Here is an 18,086-nt window from a genome sequence, read left to right as displayed (position 1 = left end):
CCTGTTACGCTCGTGCGACTTGGCAGACCGTGGTTTTTGTTTCTTGCATCATGGTGACGGAGTCGTAACCATAGGTGGTGGCGGTGTTCACCGCTTCACCACGCACGATAGGTGCAGTGCCTTCTGGGTAGGAATCAACAATGTCTTTGCCTTGCCACCATCCTGAGAAGTGGAAGGGCACAAACACGGTGTCTTTGGGTACGCGGTTGGTCAGCATGGCCTGCAGCTTGATGCGTGCACCGGTTGGTGTTGACAGCCATACGTCCTCGCCCTCGCGCAAACCACGCGATGCAGCAGCGGAGGGGTGAATTTCAACAAAGTTGACTTGTTGCAATTCGGCCAGCCACTTGTTGGAGCGTGTCTCTTCACCGCCGCCTTCGTACTCAACCAAGCGCCCAGAGGTCATGACCAGTGGGAAGTTTTCGGCCACGTTGTCTGCAACGTTTTTGTCTTGTATCGACTTGTACAAGGTTGGCAAACGCCAGTGCGTCTTAAAGTCCTGGTAGGTTGGGTACTTGGCTATCAAGTCCGGACGGTTGCCGTACAGCGGCTCACGGTGCACTGGTATGGGGTCAGGGAAGTTCCACACAATGGTGCGCGCGCGCGCATTGCCATATGGGTGGCAACCATGGTTTTTCATGATGACGCGCACCATGCCGCCAGACAAGTCTGTCTTCCAGTTCTTGCCCTCTGCTGCGGCTTTTTCTTCTGGTGTCAACTCATCCCACCAACCCAGCTTCTTCAGAATGCTGTGGTCAAACTCTGGGTAACCCATTTGGATATCAGCGCCTGGCGTGCTGGAGCCGTCGGCTGCCAGCAAACTTTCGCCATCTTTCTCTACGCCAAAGCGTGCACGGAATGGGCTGCCGCCGTCCATCACGTGACGTGATGGCTGGTACAAGTTGGGCGAGCCTGGGTGCTTCATGTCCGGGTTGCCCCAGCAAGGCCATGGCAAGCCAAAGTAGTCGCCAGAAATGTCGTAGCCTGTTTCCTTGTCAACGCCTGCGGTTGCGCGCAAGGTTTTCACGTCAAACAAATGCATGTTGCGCATGTGCGCTTTGAGGCGGTCTGGGCTTTGGCCTGTGTAGCCAATGGTCCACAAACCTTTGTTGATTTCGCTCAGGATGGACTCAATTTGTGGTTCGCGCCATGTCTTGCCGGCGAACTCGGTGTTGAGCATCTTGAAGTTCTTGGACATCTCATCGCCAAAGCCCAGCTTGTCGGCAAACGCTTGCATGATCACGTGGTCTGGCAGTGATTCAAACAAGGGGTTGATCACTTTTTCACGCCACTGTACCGAACGGTTAGATGCGGTAACTGAGCCTGAACATTCAAACTGAGTGGATGCCGGTAGCAAGTAGACGGCGCGGTTGGGGTTGACCTTGCCTTCCGTTTGCATGGCGGCCATGGCAGCAGTGGCTGTTGGGTAAGGGTCAACCACCACCAGTAAGTCCAATGCATCCATGGCGCGCTTCATGTCCAGGCCACGTGTTTGCGAGTTGGGTGCATGACCCCAGAAGAACAAGCCTTTGACAGGGTTGGCCTGTGCAATATTGTCTTTGTTCTCAAGTACGGCATCTACCCAGCGTGACACGGTGGTGCCTTTTGCGCCCATCATGTCTTTGGCAAAACGTGCTTGCATTTCGTCAAAGTTGACATCCCACACGCGGCAGAAATGCTTCCAGGAGCCTTCGGCCAGGCCGTAGTAACCTGGCAGTGAGTCTGGGTTGGGGCCCAGGTCGGTAACGCCTTGCACGTTGTCGTGGCCACGGAAAATGTTGGCGCCGCCGCCTTCCACACCTACGTTGCCCAGCGCCAATTGCAAAATGCATGACGCGCGTGTCATGTTGTTACCAATGGTGTGCTGGGTTTGGCCCATACACCACACGATAGTGCCTGGCTTGTTGTGCGCCAGGGTGTGTGCGGCTTGGTACATTTCAGCCTCAGGCACGCCTGTTACTTCTTCGACGTTCTCGGGTGTCCACTTGGACATGATCTCGTCTTTGACAGCGTTCATGCCCCATACGCGGTCATCAATGTACTTCTGGTCTTGCCAGCCGTTCTTGAAGATGTGGTAGCACAGACCAAACAAAAATGCCACGTCAGTGCCTGATCGCAAGCGTACATACTGGTCGGACTTGGCGGCTGTTCGTGTGTAACGCGGGTCAACCACAATCACCTTGCAGCCAGCCTCTTTTGCTGCCAGCAAGTGCAGCATTGAAACGGGGTGTGCTTCTGCAGCGTTTGAGCCAATGTACAGCGCAGCCTTGGAGTTGCGCATGTCGTTGTAGCTGTTGGTCATGGCGCCGTAGCCCCATGTGTTGGCTACACCGGCCACGGTGGTGGAGTGACAGATACGCGCTTGGTGGTCACAGTTGTTGGTGCCCATGAACGCCATGAACTTGCGCAGCAAATAGCCTTGCTCGTTATTGCTCTTTGATGACGCAATCATGAACAGCGAGTCTGGCCCACTGGTCGTTTGAATGTCTTTCATGCGCGTGGTGATCTCGGTCAAAGCCTCATCCCATGACACACGGGTGTACTTGCCGTTTACCAGCTTCATGGGGTAACGCAAGCGATGGTCGCCGTGACCGTGCTCGCGAATGGCAGCGCCCTTGGCGCAATGAGCGCCCAAGTTGATGGGCGAGTCAAATACGGGCTCATGGCGTGTCCACACGCCGTTTTCGACGACGGCATCAATGGCGCAACCCACAGAGCAGTGTGTGCACACGGTGCGTTTGACTTCTACCTTGCCTTTGCCGTCTGTGGCAGCTGCGCCCTCGGCAGCCATGGCTGGACGTACCAGGCTTAGTTGGCTGGCGGCCAAGCCTGCACCAACGCCAATACCGGAGCGACGCAAAAAGCCGCGACGATCAAGTGTGGGCATGCGCGAAGCAACTGCGCGTGTGAGGCTGTGAACCAAATGGCCGCCGCCCGCGACGCGCGCGGTGGAGCCAGCTTTTTTAACGATGCTCATGGGAGTTCGCCTTTAGTGGTGGGTTGAGTCGAAAAGTTGGGGCACTTAAGCTACGGTCGAGCGGTAGTAGCGCTTGACGTGTTCTGAGAGCTGGTAGCCAGTGGGGGCTGCGGTCTTGCCCAGCGCAGGCGCAGCAGCCGGTGCTGCTACTGGTTTTTTGGCAACTGCCAAGGCGGCCAGTGATGCGGCAGCGCCCATGGCGCCAAAAAAAGTACGGCGAGAAGCGGACGTTTTCATGTATACAAGCTCCAGGAGGGGTGTTCGAATTCAAAACAGGTGGTACATATGTACGAAACTGCATATTAGCGCGACAAGCTGGTTTGTAGCCAAGGGTAAACACCTATAAAAACGCATTTTTTATAAGTTTGTCGCGTACAGATGCGCAACATGTCCTAAACCGCTTTACAGTCGCTGATCTTGAAATCAACATCCATAACCAAGGCCCCCCAACGCTATGAACACTGTTTTACGTGACGCTTTAAAGGCCGTTGCATGCGACGATTTGCAGGCCAACGTGGTTGACGCTGGCTTGGTCAAACAGTGTGATTTGGATGGCGGTGTTGCCACGGTGCGCTTGGTTTATGGGTTTGCGGCCAAGTCGCAACACGCAGCCATGCGCCAAGCTGTTGGCGCCGCTTTGCGTCCGCTGGAGGGTGTGCGCGAAGTACGCGTTTTGATAGATACCGAAATAGCCTCGCACGCGGCTCAGCATGGGGTTGAGCGCTTGAGCAATGTGCGCAATGTCGTCGCCGTGGCTTCAGGTAAAGGCGGTGTGGGCAAGAGCACGACCAGTGTGAATCTGGCGTTGGCCTTGGCTGCTGAAGGAGCGCGGGTAGGTGTGCTGGATGCTGATATATATGGTCCCAGTATCCCCACCATGTTGGGTATTACAGGCCGCCCAGAAAGCGAAGATGGTCAGACCATTGAACCCAAGGAAGGCCATGGTTTGCAAACCAGTTCTATCGGGTTTTTGATAGACAAGGACGAGGCCATGATTTGGCGTGGCCCAATGGTGACGCAGGCTTTGGAGCAACTGTTACGTCAAACCAAATGGCGCGACCTGGACTACTTGCTGATTGACTTGCCACCAGGCACTGGTGACATTCACCTCACGTTGTCACAGCGCGTGCCCATCACTGGCGCGGTGATTGTGACCACGCCGCAAGAGGTGGCATTGATGGATGCGCGCAAAGGCTTGCGCATGTTTGAGAAAGTGTCTGTGCCGGTGTTGGGCCTGGTGGAGAACATGGCGCAACACCAGTGCACCAATTGCGGACACATAGAGCATATTTTTGGCAGCGGCGGTGCACAAACCATGGCCAAAGACTTCAACGTGCCGGTGCTGGCGAGTTTGCCGCTAGACATGCGCATTCGCCGTGACGCAGATGACGGCCGCCCGACCATGGTGTCTGACCCCGACGGCGATGTGAGTGCCATGTATTTGGCAATGGCGCGCAAGGTGTCTGTGGCTGTGGCCAAGCTGGCCAAAGACATGAGCGGCAAGTTCCCTAAAATTGTGGTGCAAAAAACATGACCTTGGCGCGTGCTATTTGCAATGTGCAGGTTTGCGTATCCAAAATTGCGCAGTCTCACCCTTGGGTGCCGTTTCGTTGGCAGCTGAGCCAGGTTTTTAGTGTGGCTCCTGGTACACCGCTGCCCGCCAGTACTGAGGAACACGAATGGGCGCAAACCGAAGTGACCCTGTTTGAAGATGAGGCCGACGGTTACTACCTCAATTGCACCGCGCCGCATCCGGCGTGGTTTGTGCATTACCGGCTAGACGATGCGCTAGGCCAAGACGCCAGGCCCGACATTCGGTTTGTAACGCTTAGCTACAACGAGGCGGGGCGCATACTGGATGCAGGCGAGACCGTGGAAAATCTGCCCACTGATGACGCCACTGCCCGATGGCTGGCAGACTTTGCCCAGCAGCACTTCAAGTCTGAGCCACGCAAACGCCGGCGTCCTGCGTCTTTTGTAACGCCTGGCGATCGCATCAACACGGGCCGTTCTGGTGAGTGATTCTTTTTTCAGCAGGTGGTCGCGTCAAAAGTCACTTCAGCGTGACCTGGACCAAGCGCGAGACCAGGCAACCACTAAATCCACGCCCCTCGCGCCCACCCGCCCCGCGCTCACTGGCGAAGGCGAAGACACCAAACCCCTGGTCGTTGGCGAGGAGGCTGCTCCAGCAGACCAGCCCATGCCTACCCTCGAGGACACGGCGTCTTTAGAAGTGGGGGCCAACGTCAGTCGTTTTCTGCGCGACGGCGTGTCCGAGGCCGTCAAAGGCGCTGCTCTGAAAAAGCTGTTTGCAGACCCAGCCTACAACGTCATCAGCGAGATGGATGACTACGTTGAGGACTACAGCAAAATGGCGACCATGACCAAGCTGGAGGTGAGCAAGCTTCAGCAATCCAAAGACCTGTATCTGTTTGAAGACCCACCCTGGAAAGTGCAGGCCGAGGCTGAGGCGAAAGCAAAGGCCGCTGCACAAGCCCAAGCCGCCAGCGATGGTGTAGCCAGTTCACAAGATAACAACAACGACCAGCCGCATAACGACCAACCAGTGCGGGCTGACCATGTGCAAGGCACCACTGATGCTGAGCAACCCGCTGATACAGACCCCGACGAGGGTGAGACAACCCACAGGCAAGCCCCCCCATGACCAAAACCCTTTTGTGTTCTTGCAACGCCACCATGTCGCCCGGCAAAGCCGAGCTTGGTGAAACCGTTCACACCGCTTTGTGCCGCCACGAGATGGGTCACTTCTTAAAGGCCGCGCAAGGCCAAGAGCCCGTGCTGGTGGCCTGTACGCAAGAGCAAGCGCTGTTTAACAGCGCGGCTCAATTTGCAGACCCGCCGGCTTACGCGCCACTGCGTTTTGTCAATATTCGTGAAACAGCCGGTTGGTCGTCTGAGCGGGCGTTAACCGGTGCCAAGACCAAGGCCTTGTTGGCCGTAGCTGCGCTGCCTGATCCAGACCCCGTGCCGTCGATTGAGTACGTCAGCAACGGGCGAATCATGCTGGTAGGGCCCGCATCAAAGGTGGTGGCGTTGGCGCAAACTGCGCAAAAACGGTACAGCGAATTGGAAGTAAGCGCCTTGATCACGCACGCTGATGCCGACTTGCCGTTGTTGCCAGGTGTGGCTTGGCTTAGTGGCGCGAGTGTGGCCATCAAGGGCTACTTGGGCCGATACGAGGTGTCGTGGCAACAAGCCAACCCCATCGATTTGGAGCTTTGCACGCGCTGCCATGCGTGTGTGGCGGCCTGCCCAACAGGCGCGATCACCAGTTTGTTTCAAATTAAAGCCGACGTATGCGACCGCTCTGGCGCTTGTGAAGTGGCGTGTGAGCGCGTGGGTGCCATTCGTTTTGACCGCAAAGACGAGACGCGCGAGCAAACCGTAGATTTGGTACTTGATCTCAGCGACAAGCCCGCGTTACCCGCGCTGGACACACCGCCTGGCTACAAGCACGCTGTGACCCAAGCGTTGGGCTTGGAGGCTTTGGCCGAGTTAAGCCAGTGGGTGGGCAACTTTGAAAAGCCGCGTTACTTCAACTACGAAGCGTCTATTTGTTCTCACGGGCGCAACAACACTGTGGGCTGCCGTCAATGTATTGATGTGTGTTCTACACAGGCGATTTCGTCGGTGCTGTCAGGCGGCAAAGGCCGTGTTGAGGTCAACCCCAATTTGTGTATGGGTTGTGGCGCATGCAGCACCGTGTGCCCTAGCGGTGCCATGCGCTATGCCTACCCCGGTGCAGACTATCAATCGCGCGCACTCAGAACACTCATTGGCACAGCTACCGATGCCGGCCTGGATCAGCCCGAGGTGTTGCTGCACAGCGCAGACGATAGCGTGGGCGGCACAGCGTTGATCAACCGTTTGGGCGCGCTGGCTGTGGCTGGCAAAGCCAAAGGCTTGCCGGCACGGGTGATGCCGCTGTCGGTTCATCATGCCGCCTCAGTTGGGCCGGAGCTGTGGTTGGCCGCCCTGGCGTATGGCGCATCGCGCGTGCTTATCTTGCTCAGCGGCGAAGAGGCCAGCACCTACCGCACAGCCTTGTTAGAACAAGTGAACTGGGTGCGTGGCGTGGTGCAAGCCGTAGGCGGCCATGCAGACCGCATTGCCATTGTTGAGGCCAGTTCGCCAGATGCGCTTGACGCTGCCTTGCAACAGGCACCAGCGCGTGCGCCCCTGGTGGCAGTGCGCGCCACGTTCTCGGTGGGCAAAGACAAGCGCCATGCGCTTGAGGCGGCTGTTGAGCACTTGCTGAACCACGCCAAGGCCGATGACCAGTGCGCGCCCGCGGCGTTACCGGTGGCGTTGCCACAAGGTGCGCCTTTGGGTGGTCTTGCCATCAACAAAGACAGTTGCACTTTGTGTATGTCTTGTGTTGGTGCGTGCCCGCAGTCAGCACTGAAAGATGGCGGCGACACGCCGTTACTGAGCTTGTTGGAGCGTGACTGTGTGCAGTGTGGCTTGTGCGTGAGCACATGTCCCGAAAATGCGCTCACGCTGGCCCCTCGTCTGAGCAGCGTTGAGCAGCGCCGCACCGAGCAAACCTTGCACTTGAGCCAGCCCTTTCATTGCGTGCGTTGCCGCAAGCCGTTTGCGACACAGGCCGTGATGAAAACCATGTTGGCGCGCGTGGGCGGCCACCCAGCTTTTACCGGAGACGCGATCAATCGCCTCAGTATGTGCGGCGACTGCCGCGTTGTGGATATGATGGAGAAAGCGTAATGGCTCATTCGGATAGCGCCGGAAAAAAAGTGGCATTTGTGCCCAAGAGTGTGGCGTCTGACCACGGTGACAGCGATGAAGACTTGGCCCGCGCCGACACCTACGGCTTGCTGGCGGAGTGGTTTATGCAAGCGCCCACAGACGACTTGTTCAATCGTTTGGCTGCCAGCCCTGCCATTGATCAGGCGGACCATAGTGACTTGGCCAATGCATGGCGCGCACTGATAGATGCGGTTTCGCGCGCCAACCCGCATGAGGCAGCAGATGAGTTTGATGCTTTGTTTGTTGCCGTGGGCAAGCCTTTGGTGGCCTTGCACGCCTCGGTTTATACCGGCGGATCAATGAACCAGGCCATTTTGGTGGAGCTGCGCACAGACTTGGCGCGCTTAGGTCTGGAGACCAGCTTGGACAAAGTGCAAAGTGAAGACCACTTTGCGGCCTTGTGCGAAATCATGCGCTACTTGATTGCTGCGCCCGACGCCACGGGCAACATGTTGGGCGAGCAGCAGCGGTTTTTTGCTGCCTACTTTCAGCCTGGGCGCAGGCATTGTGTGAAGCCCTGCAAGCTCAGCCCCGGGCCAAGGTCTACGGCGCGGTTGCCGGTTTTGCCAGTGCCTTTTTGGCGGTTGAGCAACAAGCTTTTGATATCTTCAGTGCCAGCCTGGACGCTGCGCAACAGCCATGATTGCCGACCGTGTAACAGGCCTGATTCTGGCGGGCGGCAGAGGCAGTCGCATGGGCGGCCAAGATAAAGGTTTGCAGCCTTTGCGTGGTATGCCCATGGCCATGCATGTGCTGTGGCGCTTGTCGCCGCAAGTGCAAGACGTGGTGATAAATGCCAATCGCAACTTGGGTGCATACGAGGGCTTTGGCCGCACGGTGGTGCCCGATGTGAGTGGTGACTTTCAAGGACCTCTGGCGGGCATGGCGGCTGGTTTTCCCTACTGCACCACAGACTGGATGATGGTGGTGCCCTGTGATGTACCGCATTTGCCAACCGATTTGGTGCAGCGCCTGGTAGAGGCTGCTGAGGCCGTTGATGCGCCCGCGGCCATGCCGTGTACCCACGAGGCTGATGGACGGGTGCAAACACACCCAGTGTTTTTGTTGCTGCGCAACGAGCTGAGTGAAAACCTGATGGTTTACATGCAAAACGGTGGACGCAAAATTGACGCATGGACCAAGCCGCTGGGTGCTTTGGAGGTGCCGTTTGACGATGCGCGTGCGTTCTTCAATGCCAACACCTTGGCTGACATGCACCAGCTGGAACAAAGTGAGCAGTAAAACCATGTACCGCCCTTTATTAAGCAACGCAAGCGTGCCCCTGGTCACCGAGGTTGAGGTGATCGATGAGGCTGGTCGTACCAAGCGCATTCACATTCCTGGCGAGCGCGCGCTCACCATTTTTTTAAACAAGCAAGAGTTGGTTACGCTCATGACCTTGGGCGGTGAGCCCGAGGCCTTGGTGTTGGGCTGGCTGCGCAACCAACGTCTGATTAAGTCGTTGGAAGACGTGATCAGCGTGCAAGTGGACTGGGACGTAGAGGCCGTCGCTGTAACGGCGACGCCCGAGGCCTTGGCCGCCTGGAATGAGTCACAAAAGCAGCGCACAGTTACGACGGGCTGTGGCCAAGGGTCCATGTTTGGTGATGTGTTGTCAGACCTGGACAGTTTGCAGCTTGACCCGCATGCGCGCCTGAGGCAAGACACCCTGGTAGAGGTGGTGGGTGCCATTCGTACGCAGCCTTCTGTGTACAAGCAGGCTGGCTCAGTGCACGGCTGCGGTTTGTTTCGCGGCTCTGCGCTGCTGATATTTGTGGAAGACGTTGGCCGACACAACGCGGTAGACGCCATCGCCGGTTGGATGTGGCTTAACAACACCAGTCTGGACGGTTTGGTGTTTTACACCACCGGGCGTTTAACGTCAGAGATGGTGGTCAAGGGTGCGCAAATGGGTATCCCGTTCTTGTTGTCGCGCTCAGGCGTGACCAACATGGGCCTGGAGATGGCCAAGCGCGTGGGCCTGACCTTGGTAGGGCGCTGTTCCGGCCAGCACTTTTTGGTCTACCACGGTGCGCAGCGCATCGTGCGCAACAGCGACACCAGCAACCCAGCAGTCATCGATTTAATGGGCGAAGCCCACTAGACTCTACGCTAGCGATCACGCTATGTTTCGAGGCAGCGTTGTAGTCGCTTGTGCCTATTGTTTAAAAGGTGAGGTATGAAGTCATTGGCTGACATCACGGCAGAGCTGGCGGGCTACGACCCCCAGTCTGTGCACGTCAACGACGTGGTGGATATCGCTTGTTCGTTGGTTGAGTCACTGCGCAGCAAGCCCGACCAGTTTGAGGTGTTACCCATTGGCGAAGCGTCTGGACGCGTGTTGGCGCTGGACGTGGTGTCCCCTATAAGTGTGCCGCCCAACGATAACTCGGCTATGGACGGTTATGCGTTTGCCTTCGGTCAGTGGGACGGCGCATCGGCCATGCGTTTGCAAGTGGTTGCGCAAGTCTTGGCGGGCGCGACAACCAGCAGCGGCAAAACACTGTTGGACGGCGAGTGTGTGCACATCATGACGGGTGCCCCTATGCCTGCGGGTGCTGACACGGTGGTGCCTTCAGAATTATGCACGCGAGATGGCGATAGCGTGCTGCTCAATGGTGGCGGCTTGCGCCTTGGCGATAACCGCCGATTGACCGGGGAAGACCTCGCGCAAGGTGGTGTAGCGCTGCAAGAAGGGTTCTTGCTGAACAGCGCCGCCATTGGTTTGTTGGCCAGTTTGGGCATTGCCACGGTCACAGTTGTGCGGCGTCCCCGTGTGGCCTATTTCTCTACTGGCAGTGAGATATTGAGCTTGGGCGACGCACCGCGCGAAGGCGCGGTGTTTGACAGCAACCGGTGGGTGATCTTGTCCTTGTTGCGCAGCTGGGGCGCGCAGCCCATAGACATGGGCGTTGTGCCTGATGATCCGGTGTTGTTGGAGCAGGCTTTCAAACAAGCGGCTAGCCAGGCCGACATGGTCATTAGCAGTGGTGGCGTCAGTGTCGGCGAGGCAGACCACACCAAGGCCATGATGCGCCAACTGGGCGACGTGGTGTTTTGGCGCGTGGCCATGCGCCCTGGCAGACCTATGGCCGTGGGACGCATCAATGGCTGCCCCGTGTTTGGTTTGCCCGGCAACCCGGTGGCGGTGATGGTGACGTTTTTAGCCTTTGTAAGACCCGCCTTGCAAACGCTGATGGGCAGCGCCGTTACCAGTTTGCCGACTGCACAGGTACGCAGCGCCACTGCCATACGCAAACGGGCGGGTCGCACCGAGTACCAGCGCGGTTTTTGTTCAGTAGGCGCAGATGGCCAGCAAACGGTGGAAATACTGCCCAACCAAGGCTCAGGCGTACTGAGTGGCATGGTGCGCGCCAACTGTTTGGTGGTGTTGGGTCACGAGCAAGCGTCTGTGCAAGCAGGTGATTGGGTGACGGTATGGTGGTTGGATCGGTTTATTTGAGTCGCGCTTACAGCAACCAACCGGGGCGAACCAGCGACAATAGGGCCATGCCTACCTCTATTGCAACCCCACCCATAGTCGGCGACGTCTTGTTTGTTGCCGACCCGCTCAGCACCTTCAATATAAAAAAAGACAGCACCTACGTGATGATGTTGGCCTTGCAGGCCAGGGGTGCGCGCATTTGGCACACCCGCGTGCAAGACTTGCAGTGGCAAACGGCTGCGCCTGTTACGGCCGTGGCTACGCCCATAGAGGTATGGTCTGCATCACAAGCGGCCCAGCAAGGCACGTGGTTTAAATCAGCGCTGGCCGAGCAGCGTGCATTGGGCGACTTTGCTTGTGTGCTCATGCGCAAAGACCCGCCGTTTGACGCCGAATACATCTACGCCACACACCTGCTAGAGCAAGCCCAGCGTGAAGGTGCGCGCGTGTTTAACAACCCACAAGCCTTGCGCAACCACCCCGAGAAGTTGGCCTTGTTGGAGTTTGCCGCTTTTGCGCCACCCACCCTGGTCACGCGCAGCGCGCACGCCATTAAAGACTTCCACGCCTTGCATCAAGACATCATCCTGAAGCCGCTAGACGGCATGGGTGGTATGGGCATCTTCAGGGTGAAAGCAGACGGTATGAATTTGGGCTCAATTATCGAGACGCTCAATCAAAATGGCGCTGCCACCGTCATGGTGCAGGCCTACCAGCCTGCCATCAAAGACGGCGATAAACGTATCTTGCTAATAGGTGGCGAACCCGTGCCGTTTGCGTTGGCACGTATTCCGCAAGGTACAGAAATACGCGGCAATCTGGCTGCAGGCGGCAAAGGCGTGGCGCAGCCGCTCAGTGATTCAGACTGGGCCATTGCCAACTGGTTTGCACCACGCTTGCACGCGCGTGGCCTGCTGTTGGTAGGCCTTGATGTGATTGGCGACAAGGTCACAGAAGTGAACGTCACCAGCCCAACCTGCTTTCAAGAAATCACAGACCAGATGGGTTTTGATGTGGCAAGCCGGTTTGCCGATGCATTGCAAGCCGAGCTTGGCTAGTGCCAAGCCCGTTGTTACTCGTAGCTGCGTGCGTCCTCAATCACCTTGCCGTCGTTGGGTAAAGAGCCTGGTGCCACTGCAATGACGTCTGCGCGCAGTTTGGTCACTTCGCGCACGGCAGTGCCTATGCGCTCTAGTGTGTCGTGATCCAGGTCACTGGCCTCTACGTGCAAAGCCATGGAGTCATTGGCCATTTCGCCTTTTACAACCAACCTTGCTCGTCCACCTAGCGATGGGAATTTGCGCATCACATCGTTCACTTGGCCTGGGTGCACAAACATGCCGCGCACCTTGGTGGTCTGGTCGGCTCTGCCCATCCAGCCTTTAATGCGTATGTTGGTGCGCCCTGTAGGGCAATTGCCTGGCAACACGGCGGACAAGTCGCCAGTGCCGAAACGTATCAATGGGTAGGCGCTGTTCAGTGTGGTGATGACCAGTTCGCCCACTTCGCCTTGGGCCACAGGGTCGCCGGTGCCGGGGCGCACAATTTCTACGATGACGCCTTCGTCAATCACCATGCCTTCAAGTGCGGCGGTTTCATACGCGATGAGACCTATATCAGCAGTGGCGTAGCACTGGTACACATCAATACCGCGCTCTTTAAACCACGCACGCAGCGACGGTGGCAAGGCTTCTCCAGAGACCAAGGCTTTGGACACACTGGGCAAGGCCACGTTCATCTCTGCGGCTTTTTCAAGAATGATGCGCAAAAAACTAGGCGTGCCAATGTAGCCTGCTGGCTTGAGCTCGGCCATGGCAGTGACTTGCTGCTCGGTTTGGCCAATGCCTCCGGGAAACACCGTGCAGCCAAGGGCGCGCGCAGCGCAGTCCATCATGGAACCTGCGGGCGTGAAGTGGTAAGAGAAACAGTTGTGTATCAACTCGCCCGGCCTAAAGCCTGCTGCATACACAGCACGCGCCGTGCGCCAGTAGTCTGTAGCAGTGCCTTCTGGCTCGTAAATGGTGCCGGGGCTGGCAAACACATGGGGCATGCCCTGGCCGTAGGCCAATGTGGAAAACCCGCCAAACACATCGGTGTGCCTGTGCGCTTGTTGGCGCGCCAGCAGTTCGGACTTGCGCGTCACAGGCAGTTTGGCCAGCGCCTCCAGCGTCGTGACGCTACTGGCGTCTACGCCTTCAAGAATCTCGGCAAACGCGCCGGACTGGGCTTGCGCATACGCCACTGTTTGTGCCAACTGCCCTAGCAAACGCTCAGAGCGCTGTTGCGCAGTTTGGCTCTCTAGTGCATCGTAATGTGCGTTTGAGTGTGTGTCTTGTGTCATGTGTGCATCTTGTAGACGTGAGTGACTTGTACCCGGCGTTATGCCAACCAGCGCTTGCGGCGCTTGTAGCTTTTAACGTCTTTGAAGGACTTGCGTTCACCGCCGCCCATGCCCAGGTAAAACTCTTTCACGTCTTCGTTGTTGCGCAGGTCAGACGCAGCACCATCCATCACAATACGCCCCGACTCCATGATGTAGCCGTAGTCAGAGTACTTCAGGGCCATGTTGGTGTTTTGTTCGGCAATCAAAAACGTTACACCTTCGCGCTGATTGAGGTCTTTGACAATTTCAAACACCTCTTCAACGATTTGCGGCGCCAAGCCCATGGACGGCTCGTCTAGTAACACCACGCTGGGACTGGCCATGATGGCGCGTCCTATGGCACACATTTGCTGCTCTCCGCCTGAGGTGTAGGCGGCTTGCGACCCGCGACGTGTTTTGAGCCGTGGGAAGTAGGTGTACACCTTGTCCAAGTTGGCCTCAATCTCGCCTTTGTCGGAGCGCGTGTATGAGCCAGTGAGCAAGTTTTCTTCAATGGTCAGGTGGGCAAAGCAGTGGCGGCCCTCCATGACTTGCACCACGCCGCGCTTGACCAAGTCAGCTGGCGTGAGGTTTTCAATGCGCTCACCGCGCAGCTCAACAGAGCCTTTGGTCACTTCGCCGCGCTCACCTTTCAGCAGGTTTGAAATGGCTCGCAAGGTGGTGGGTCTACCGGCGCCGTTACCGCCCAAAATAGCGGCGATCTGCCCCTTTTGAACTTGTAGCGACACGCCCTTGAGCACCAAGATGACGTGGTTGTAAATAACCTCAATGCCGTTGACACTGAGTACGGTTTGGTCGGCGTTGGCCGCGGTGGTGCTGGTTGTCATACGGTCTTTCTGCAACAACGCAAGATAGTGGTTAGCTTAAAACTTGAGGCAAATCGCCTGCGTTTTTAGTTTTTAAAAAGCAAGCAATTTGGCACAAGGGTCTGGGCGACTCACGCCTGCCCAGACCTATGCACGCCTCAAGACATCAAGAGCTGCAATCAGATGCAGGACGACGCTTCAAGCCTTTTTCAGCGGCGTACTTGTCAGCAGCAGCTTTGACCATGGGGTTGATGATGGACATATCGGCCTCCAACCAGTCAGAGGTAAACACCCACTTGGTGCCGTCCCATGTGTGCACGCGCGCAGCGCCCGCACCCATGTGGTCTTTGCAAGAGGTTGACACTGGTTTCATCACGCCTTCAAAACCCAGCTTTTTGATCTGTGCGTCAGTGATGTCCATGTTCTCCAAGCCCCAACGCACTTGCGCGCCAGTCATGACCTTGTTGCCGTATTTGACTTGCGCTGAGCGCACGCCCTCTACAGCCATGGCGGCAGCCACAACGCCACGCATGTACAACACTTGGCCCACTTCCTCTTTAGGACCTGTACCGTTGCCTTTGCCGTGCAGCTTGCTCAAGATCTCTTTAACTACGGCAGCGTTTGGTTCTGCACCGTGTTGCAAAGCCAGCGCGTTGTAGCCCTTGGCACCTGCGGCAACGTCTTTCACGTCTGGCTCAGCACCTGACCACCACACGCCAAACATCTTGTCGCGCGGGTAGCCTGTGGCTTGCGCTTCTTTGATGGCGGTAGAGTTCATCACACCCCAGCCCCACAACAACACGTAGTCTGGACGTGCACGGCGCACCTGCAACCATGTGGCTTTTTGCTCAACACCAGGGTGTGTCACAGGCAGCAGCAATGGCTTGAAGCCGTGCATGGCAGCACGTGCCTCCAGCATTGGGATGGCTTCTTTGCCGAATGGACTATCGTGGTAGACCAAGCCAATGGTCTTGCCTTTTAGCTTGTCCATGCCGCCAGCTTGAGCGCCAATGTGCTGTACCAACACGTCAACCGCTGTCCAGTATGTGCCTACCAGTGGGAAGTTCCACTTGAACACACCGCCGTCAGCAGACTCGGAACGACCGTAGCCAGAGGTGATCAGTGGGATCTCGTCTTTGGGCGCCTTTTCTGTCAGCGCGAACGTGATACCAGTAGACAGTGGCTGGAACACAGTGGCTCCGCCATTTTTGCCTTTCAGGCGCTCGTAACACTCAACACCGCGGTCTGTGGCGTAGCCGGTTTCACATTCTTCGAATGAGACCTTTACGCCGTTAATGCCACCGCGCTCATTGGTGAGCTTGAGGTAGTCGATGTAGCCGTTGGCAAACGGTACACCGTTAGGCGCGTAAGGGCCAGTGCGGTAAACCAGCGCCGGGAAAAACTGCTCAGCGGCAGTTGCCGCTGTTGTGACCAAGGCACTGGACAGGCCAGCGGCGGCCACGGTGGCTGCTAGGGCGAATTGTCGTAGCTTCATGAGGTTGTCTCCTATAGGGTTGAAGCGCTGAAAATGCATGGTGCAAAGCCTGTGCCTTGTGAGCACTTTTGTAGCCCCGCACCACACGGGGAAACGATTGTCAGTTGGATTCACCACTTAGTGCGGGAAAGGCCAAATCCGAAGTTTTTGTTTGGCCACACTCCACAGTTTGGCCAAGCCATGAGGCTCAACAATCAGGAACCACACAATGAGTGCGCCAAAAATCATGAACTCAGCGTGTGAAACGCCAGCGGTTGAAATTTCCACGCCAAACAAGCTGCCAAGTGCCGGCAAAAACTGGTTCAAGAAAATAGGCAGCACCACAATAAAGGCGGCGCCAAAGAAGCTGCCCATGATGGAGCCTACCACCAATGATCACCATGAATAGCAGCTGAAATGAGCGATCAATAGAGAAGGCCGCAGGCTCCCATGCGCCTAGGTGTACAAAGCCCCACATGGCGCCGGCAACACCTACTATGAAGGAGCTCACGCCAAAGGCGGACAGCTTGGCGTACATGGGACGAATGCCAATAACGGATGCAGCCACATCCATGTCGCGTATGGCCATCCACTCGCGGCCAATGTGTGAGCGCACCAGGTTTTTGGCCAGCAATGCAAACACTGTGAGCACGCCCAGGCAGAACAGGTATTTATCGACGGGTGAGTCAATGCTCCAGTTGAAAATGTGCAAGTTGGACACCGAGACTGACCCGCTGGGTGTGTTGTTGGTAAACCAGCCAATGCGCAAAAACGCCCAGTCACAAAAAAACTGTGCAGCCAAGGTGGCTACCGCCAAGTACAAGCCTTTCACGCGCAAGCTGGGAAAGCCAAACACGATGCCAACCAAGGTGGCAAAAAAACCGCCAGACAAAATGGCCACGATCAGTGGCATGCCTTCAATCCGCACAAAGGTGTTGTATGCCGCATATGCACCTACGGCCATGAATGCGCCAGAGCCCAGTGAGATTTGCCCACAGTAGCCCACAAGAATATTCACCCCTACCGCGGCCAACGCCAAGATAAGGAAGGGAATCAAAATGGCGCGCATCATGTACTCATCGGCAATGAGCGGCACGGCGAAGAAGGCAAAGGCCACCATGGCCAGCACCGCCCATTTGTCTTGGGCGATGGTGAATATTTGCTGGTCAGCTGCGTAGCTGGTTTTGAATTGACCGTTTTCTCTGTAAAACATGTGCGTAGTCTCTGTGTGTTGTGCGGGGTGTAGCGCTGTTAAACGCGGTCAATAATCTTCTCGCCGAACAGACCTTGTGGGCGGAACATCAACACCACCAAAGCCAGCATGTAGGCAAACCAAATCTCGATACCACCGCCCACGTAAGGGCCCAGGTAAACCTCTGACAACTTCTCGCCGACACCAATGATGAGACCGCCAATAATGGCGCCTGGCACAGAGGTCAGACCGCCCAAAATAATCACTGGCAACGCACGCAAGGCCACTGTGGTCAGCGAAAACTGCACACCCAGCTTTGAGCCCCAAATCATGCCGGCGACCAGGGCCACAATGCCAGCGACGCACCACACGATGACCCAAATGCGGTTCAGCGGAATGCCAACGCTTTGGGCAGCCTGGTGATCGTCAGCTACGGCACGCAGGGCGCGCCCCGTTTTGGTTTTGTTGAAAAATATAGACAGCGCCAGCACCAAAGCAGCTGCAATGAGTGCGGCAAACAAGTCCTCTTGGCTGATGAGTACACCGCCGTCAAACGTGTTTTCAAGCAAAAACACGGGGTCTTTGGGCATGCCTATGTTGATCTGGTAAATGTCGCTGCCAAACAAAGTTTGGCCTAAACCGTCTACAAAGTAGCTGATGCCCAATGTGGCCATGAGCAGTGTGGTGCCCTCTTGGTTAACCAGGTGGCGCAGCACCAAGCGCTCAACAAGCCATGCCATGCAGAACATGAGCACAGCGGCCACCACAAACGCCAGCAAGTTGGCAATCAGCAAGCTGTCGGTGCCCGTCCAGTTGGGTATCCACTCTGAAAAGCGCGCCATGGCCAGCGCTGCGAACAGCACCATGGCGCCTTGCGCAAAGTTGAATACGCCTGATGCTTTAAAGATGAGCACAAAGCCCAGCGCCACAAGCGAATAAAGCATGCCAGCCATAAGGCCGCCAAATAGTGTTTCTAGAAAGAATGCCATGATGATTCAGTGCTCTTTAATGCGTGGTTCGT

15 protein-coding genes and 1 pseudogene are annotated in these 18,086 nt (G+C 56.7%); 9 read left to right on the top strand and 7 right to left on the bottom strand.

Annotation, left to right across the window (positions count from 1 at the left end; genetic code table 11):
* Nucleotides 1-4: 4 nt before the first annotated feature.
* Together LN050_07955 and LN050_07950 are read right to left on the bottom strand one after the other, a co-directional pair.
* On the bottom strand, nucleotides 5-2,977 hold the full coding sequence (locus LN050_07955; protein UFS55733.1) for a formate dehydrogenase subunit alpha: 2,973 nt from the start codon (nucleotides 2,975-2,977) through the stop codon (nucleotides 5-7).
* Nucleotides 2,978-3,022: 45 nt separating this feature from the next.
* Nucleotides 3,023-3,214, bottom strand: coding sequence for a formate dehydrogenase (locus LN050_07950; protein ID UFS55732.1), 192 nt, complete (start codon nucleotides 3,212-3,214; stop codon nucleotides 3,023-3,025).
* Between the two features lie 217 nt (nucleotides 3,215-3,431).
* Between LN050_07950 and apbC the strand changes: the two genes are divergently transcribed.
* From apbC to gshB, 9 genes are all read left to right on the top strand, one after another.
* Nucleotides 3,432-4,511, top strand: coding sequence for an iron-sulfur cluster carrier protein ApbC (gene apbC, locus LN050_07945; GenBank protein UFS55731.1), 1,080 nt, complete (start codon nucleotides 3,432-3,434; stop codon nucleotides 4,509-4,511).
* Nucleotides 4,508-4,999, top strand: coding sequence for a DUF3305 domain-containing protein (locus LN050_07940; protein ID UFS55730.1), 492 nt, complete (start codon nucleotides 4,508-4,510; stop codon nucleotides 4,997-4,999). Before apbC ends, LN050_07940 begins: the two co-directional genes overlap by 4 nt.
* A complete protein-coding gene (locus LN050_07935) occupies nucleotides 4,992-5,642 on the top strand; it encodes a DUF3306 domain-containing protein (GenBank protein ID UFS55729.1) in 651 nt (216 codons plus the stop codon). Before LN050_07940 ends, LN050_07935 begins: the two co-directional genes overlap by 8 nt.
* Nucleotides 5,639-7,723: a 4Fe-4S dicluster domain-containing protein gene (locus LN050_07930; GenBank protein UFS55728.1), complete on the top strand. Its 2,085-nt coding sequence runs from the start codon at nucleotides 5,639-5,641 to the stop codon at nucleotides 7,721-7,723. The genes LN050_07935 and LN050_07930 overlap by 4 nt, the downstream gene beginning before the upstream one ends.
* Nucleotides 7,723-8,475 carry a molecular chaperone TorD family protein gene (locus tag LN050_07925; protein ID UFS55727.1) on the top strand — a complete coding sequence of 251 codons (753 nt, stop codon included), beginning with the start codon at nucleotides 7,723-7,725 and terminating at the stop codon, nucleotides 8,473-8,475. The genes LN050_07930 and LN050_07925 overlap by 1 nt, the downstream gene beginning before the upstream one ends.
* Nucleotides 8,405-9,007: a molybdenum cofactor guanylyltransferase MobA gene (gene mobA, locus LN050_07920; GenBank protein ID UFS55726.1), complete on the top strand. Its 603-nt coding sequence runs from the start codon at nucleotides 8,405-8,407 to the stop codon at nucleotides 9,005-9,007. The genes LN050_07925 and mobA overlap by 71 nt, the downstream gene beginning before the upstream one ends.
* Before the next feature lie 4 nt (nucleotides 9,008-9,011).
* Entirely contained in the window at nucleotides 9,012-9,869 is an 858-nt protein-coding gene (locus LN050_07915; protein UFS55725.1) for a formate dehydrogenase accessory sulfurtransferase FdhD, read from the top strand.
* A 75-nt stretch (nucleotides 9,870-9,944) separates the two neighbouring features.
* Nucleotides 9,945-11,228, top strand: coding sequence for a molybdopterin molybdotransferase MoeA (locus tag LN050_07910; GenBank protein UFS55724.1), 1,284 nt, complete (start codon nucleotides 9,945-9,947; stop codon nucleotides 11,226-11,228).
* 47 nt (nucleotides 11,229-11,275) lie between these two features.
* Nucleotides 11,276-12,268 carry a glutathione synthase gene (gene gshB, locus LN050_07905; protein UFS55723.1) on the top strand — a complete coding sequence of 331 codons (993 nt, stop codon included), beginning with the start codon at nucleotides 11,276-11,278 and terminating at the stop codon, nucleotides 12,266-12,268.
* A 14-nt stretch (nucleotides 12,269-12,282) separates the two neighbouring features.
* Here gshB and LN050_07900 read toward each other — a convergent pair whose 3' ends face one another.
* The 5 genes and pseudogenes from LN050_07900 to LN050_07880 all read right to left on the bottom strand — a co-directional run bounded on the left by LN050_07900 (nucleotide 12,283) and on the right by LN050_07880 (nucleotide 18,054).
* Entirely contained in the window at nucleotides 12,283-13,551 is a 1,269-nt protein-coding gene (locus tag LN050_07900) for an AMP-binding protein (GenBank protein ID UFS55722.1), read from the bottom strand.
* A gap of 38 nt (nucleotides 13,552-13,589) precedes the next feature.
* Nucleotides 13,590-14,420, bottom strand: a complete 831-nt coding sequence (locus LN050_07895; protein UFS55721.1) for an ABC transporter ATP-binding protein — start codon at nucleotides 14,418-14,420, stop codon at nucleotides 13,590-13,592.
* Between the two features lie 145 nt (nucleotides 14,421-14,565).
* Nucleotides 14,566-15,894, bottom strand: coding sequence for an ABC transporter substrate-binding protein (locus LN050_07890; protein ID UFS55720.1), 1,329 nt, complete (start codon nucleotides 15,892-15,894; stop codon nucleotides 14,566-14,568).
* A gap of 117 nt (nucleotides 15,895-16,011) precedes the next feature.
* Nucleotides 16,012-17,086: pseudogene (locus LN050_07885) on the bottom strand (branched-chain amino acid ABC transporter permease).
* Nucleotides 17,087-17,124: 38 nt separating this feature from the next.
* Nucleotides 17,125-18,054: a branched-chain amino acid ABC transporter permease gene (locus tag LN050_07880; GenBank protein ID UFS55719.1), complete on the bottom strand. Its 930-nt coding sequence runs from the start codon at nucleotides 18,052-18,054 to the stop codon at nucleotides 17,125-17,127.
* Between the last annotated feature and the right edge of the window lie 32 nt (nucleotides 18,055-18,086).

This window comes from Comamonadaceae bacterium M7527 (assembly GCA_021044545.1).
In the GTDB taxonomy this organism is placed as follows: Bacteria; Pseudomonadota; Gammaproteobacteria; order Burkholderiales; family Burkholderiaceae_C; genus RS62.
The sequence above is the reverse complement of the archived record's forward strand: the minus strand, read 5'-3'. Positions and strand labels throughout refer to the sequence as shown.

Excerpts from the sequence above, each read along its gene's own strand:
- LN050_07955 (UFS55733.1), bottom strand. The coding sequence starts at position 2,977 with ATGAGCATCGTTAAAAAAGCTGGCTCCACCGCGCGCGTCGCGGGCGGC.
- LN050_07950 (UFS55732.1), bottom strand. The coding sequence starts at position 3,214 with ATGAAAACGTCCGCTTCTCGCCGTACTTTTTTTGGCGCCATGGGCGCT.
- apbC (UFS55731.1), top strand. The coding sequence starts at position 3,432 with ATGAACACTGTTTTACGTGACGCTTTAAAGGCCGTTGCATGCGACGAT.
- LN050_07940 (UFS55730.1), top strand. The coding sequence starts at position 4,508 with ATGACCTTGGCGCGTGCTATTTGCAATGTGCAGGTTTGCGTATCCAAA.
- LN050_07930 (UFS55728.1), top strand. The coding sequence starts at position 5,639 with ATGACCAAAACCCTTTTGTGTTCTTGCAACGCCACCATGTCGCCCGGC.
- LN050_07925 (UFS55727.1), top strand. The coding sequence starts at position 7,723 with ATGGCTCATTCGGATAGCGCCGGAAAAAAAGTGGCATTTGTGCCCAAG.
- mobA (UFS55726.1), top strand. The coding sequence starts at position 8,405 with ATGATTGCCGACCGTGTAACAGGCCTGATTCTGGCGGGCGGCAGAGGC.
- LN050_07915 (UFS55725.1), top strand. The coding sequence starts at position 9,012 with ATGTACCGCCCTTTATTAAGCAACGCAAGCGTGCCCCTGGTCACCGAG.
- LN050_07910 (UFS55724.1), top strand. The coding sequence starts at position 9,945 with ATGAAGTCATTGGCTGACATCACGGCAGAGCTGGCGGGCTACGACCCC.
- gshB (UFS55723.1), top strand. The coding sequence starts at position 11,276 with ATGCCTACCTCTATTGCAACCCCACCCATAGTCGGCGACGTCTTGTTT.
- LN050_07900 (UFS55722.1), bottom strand. The coding sequence starts at position 13,551 with ATGACACAAGACACACACTCAAACGCACATTACGATGCACTAGAGAGC.
- LN050_07895 (UFS55721.1), bottom strand. The coding sequence starts at position 14,420 with ATGACAACCAGCACCACCGCGGCCAACGCCGACCAAACCGTACTCAGT.
- LN050_07890 (UFS55720.1), bottom strand. The coding sequence starts at position 15,894 with ATGAAGCTACGACAATTCGCCCTAGCAGCCACCGTGGCCGCCGCTGGC.
- LN050_07880 (UFS55719.1), bottom strand. The coding sequence starts at position 18,054 with ATGGCATTCTTTCTAGAAACACTATTTGGCGGCCTTATGGCTGGCATG.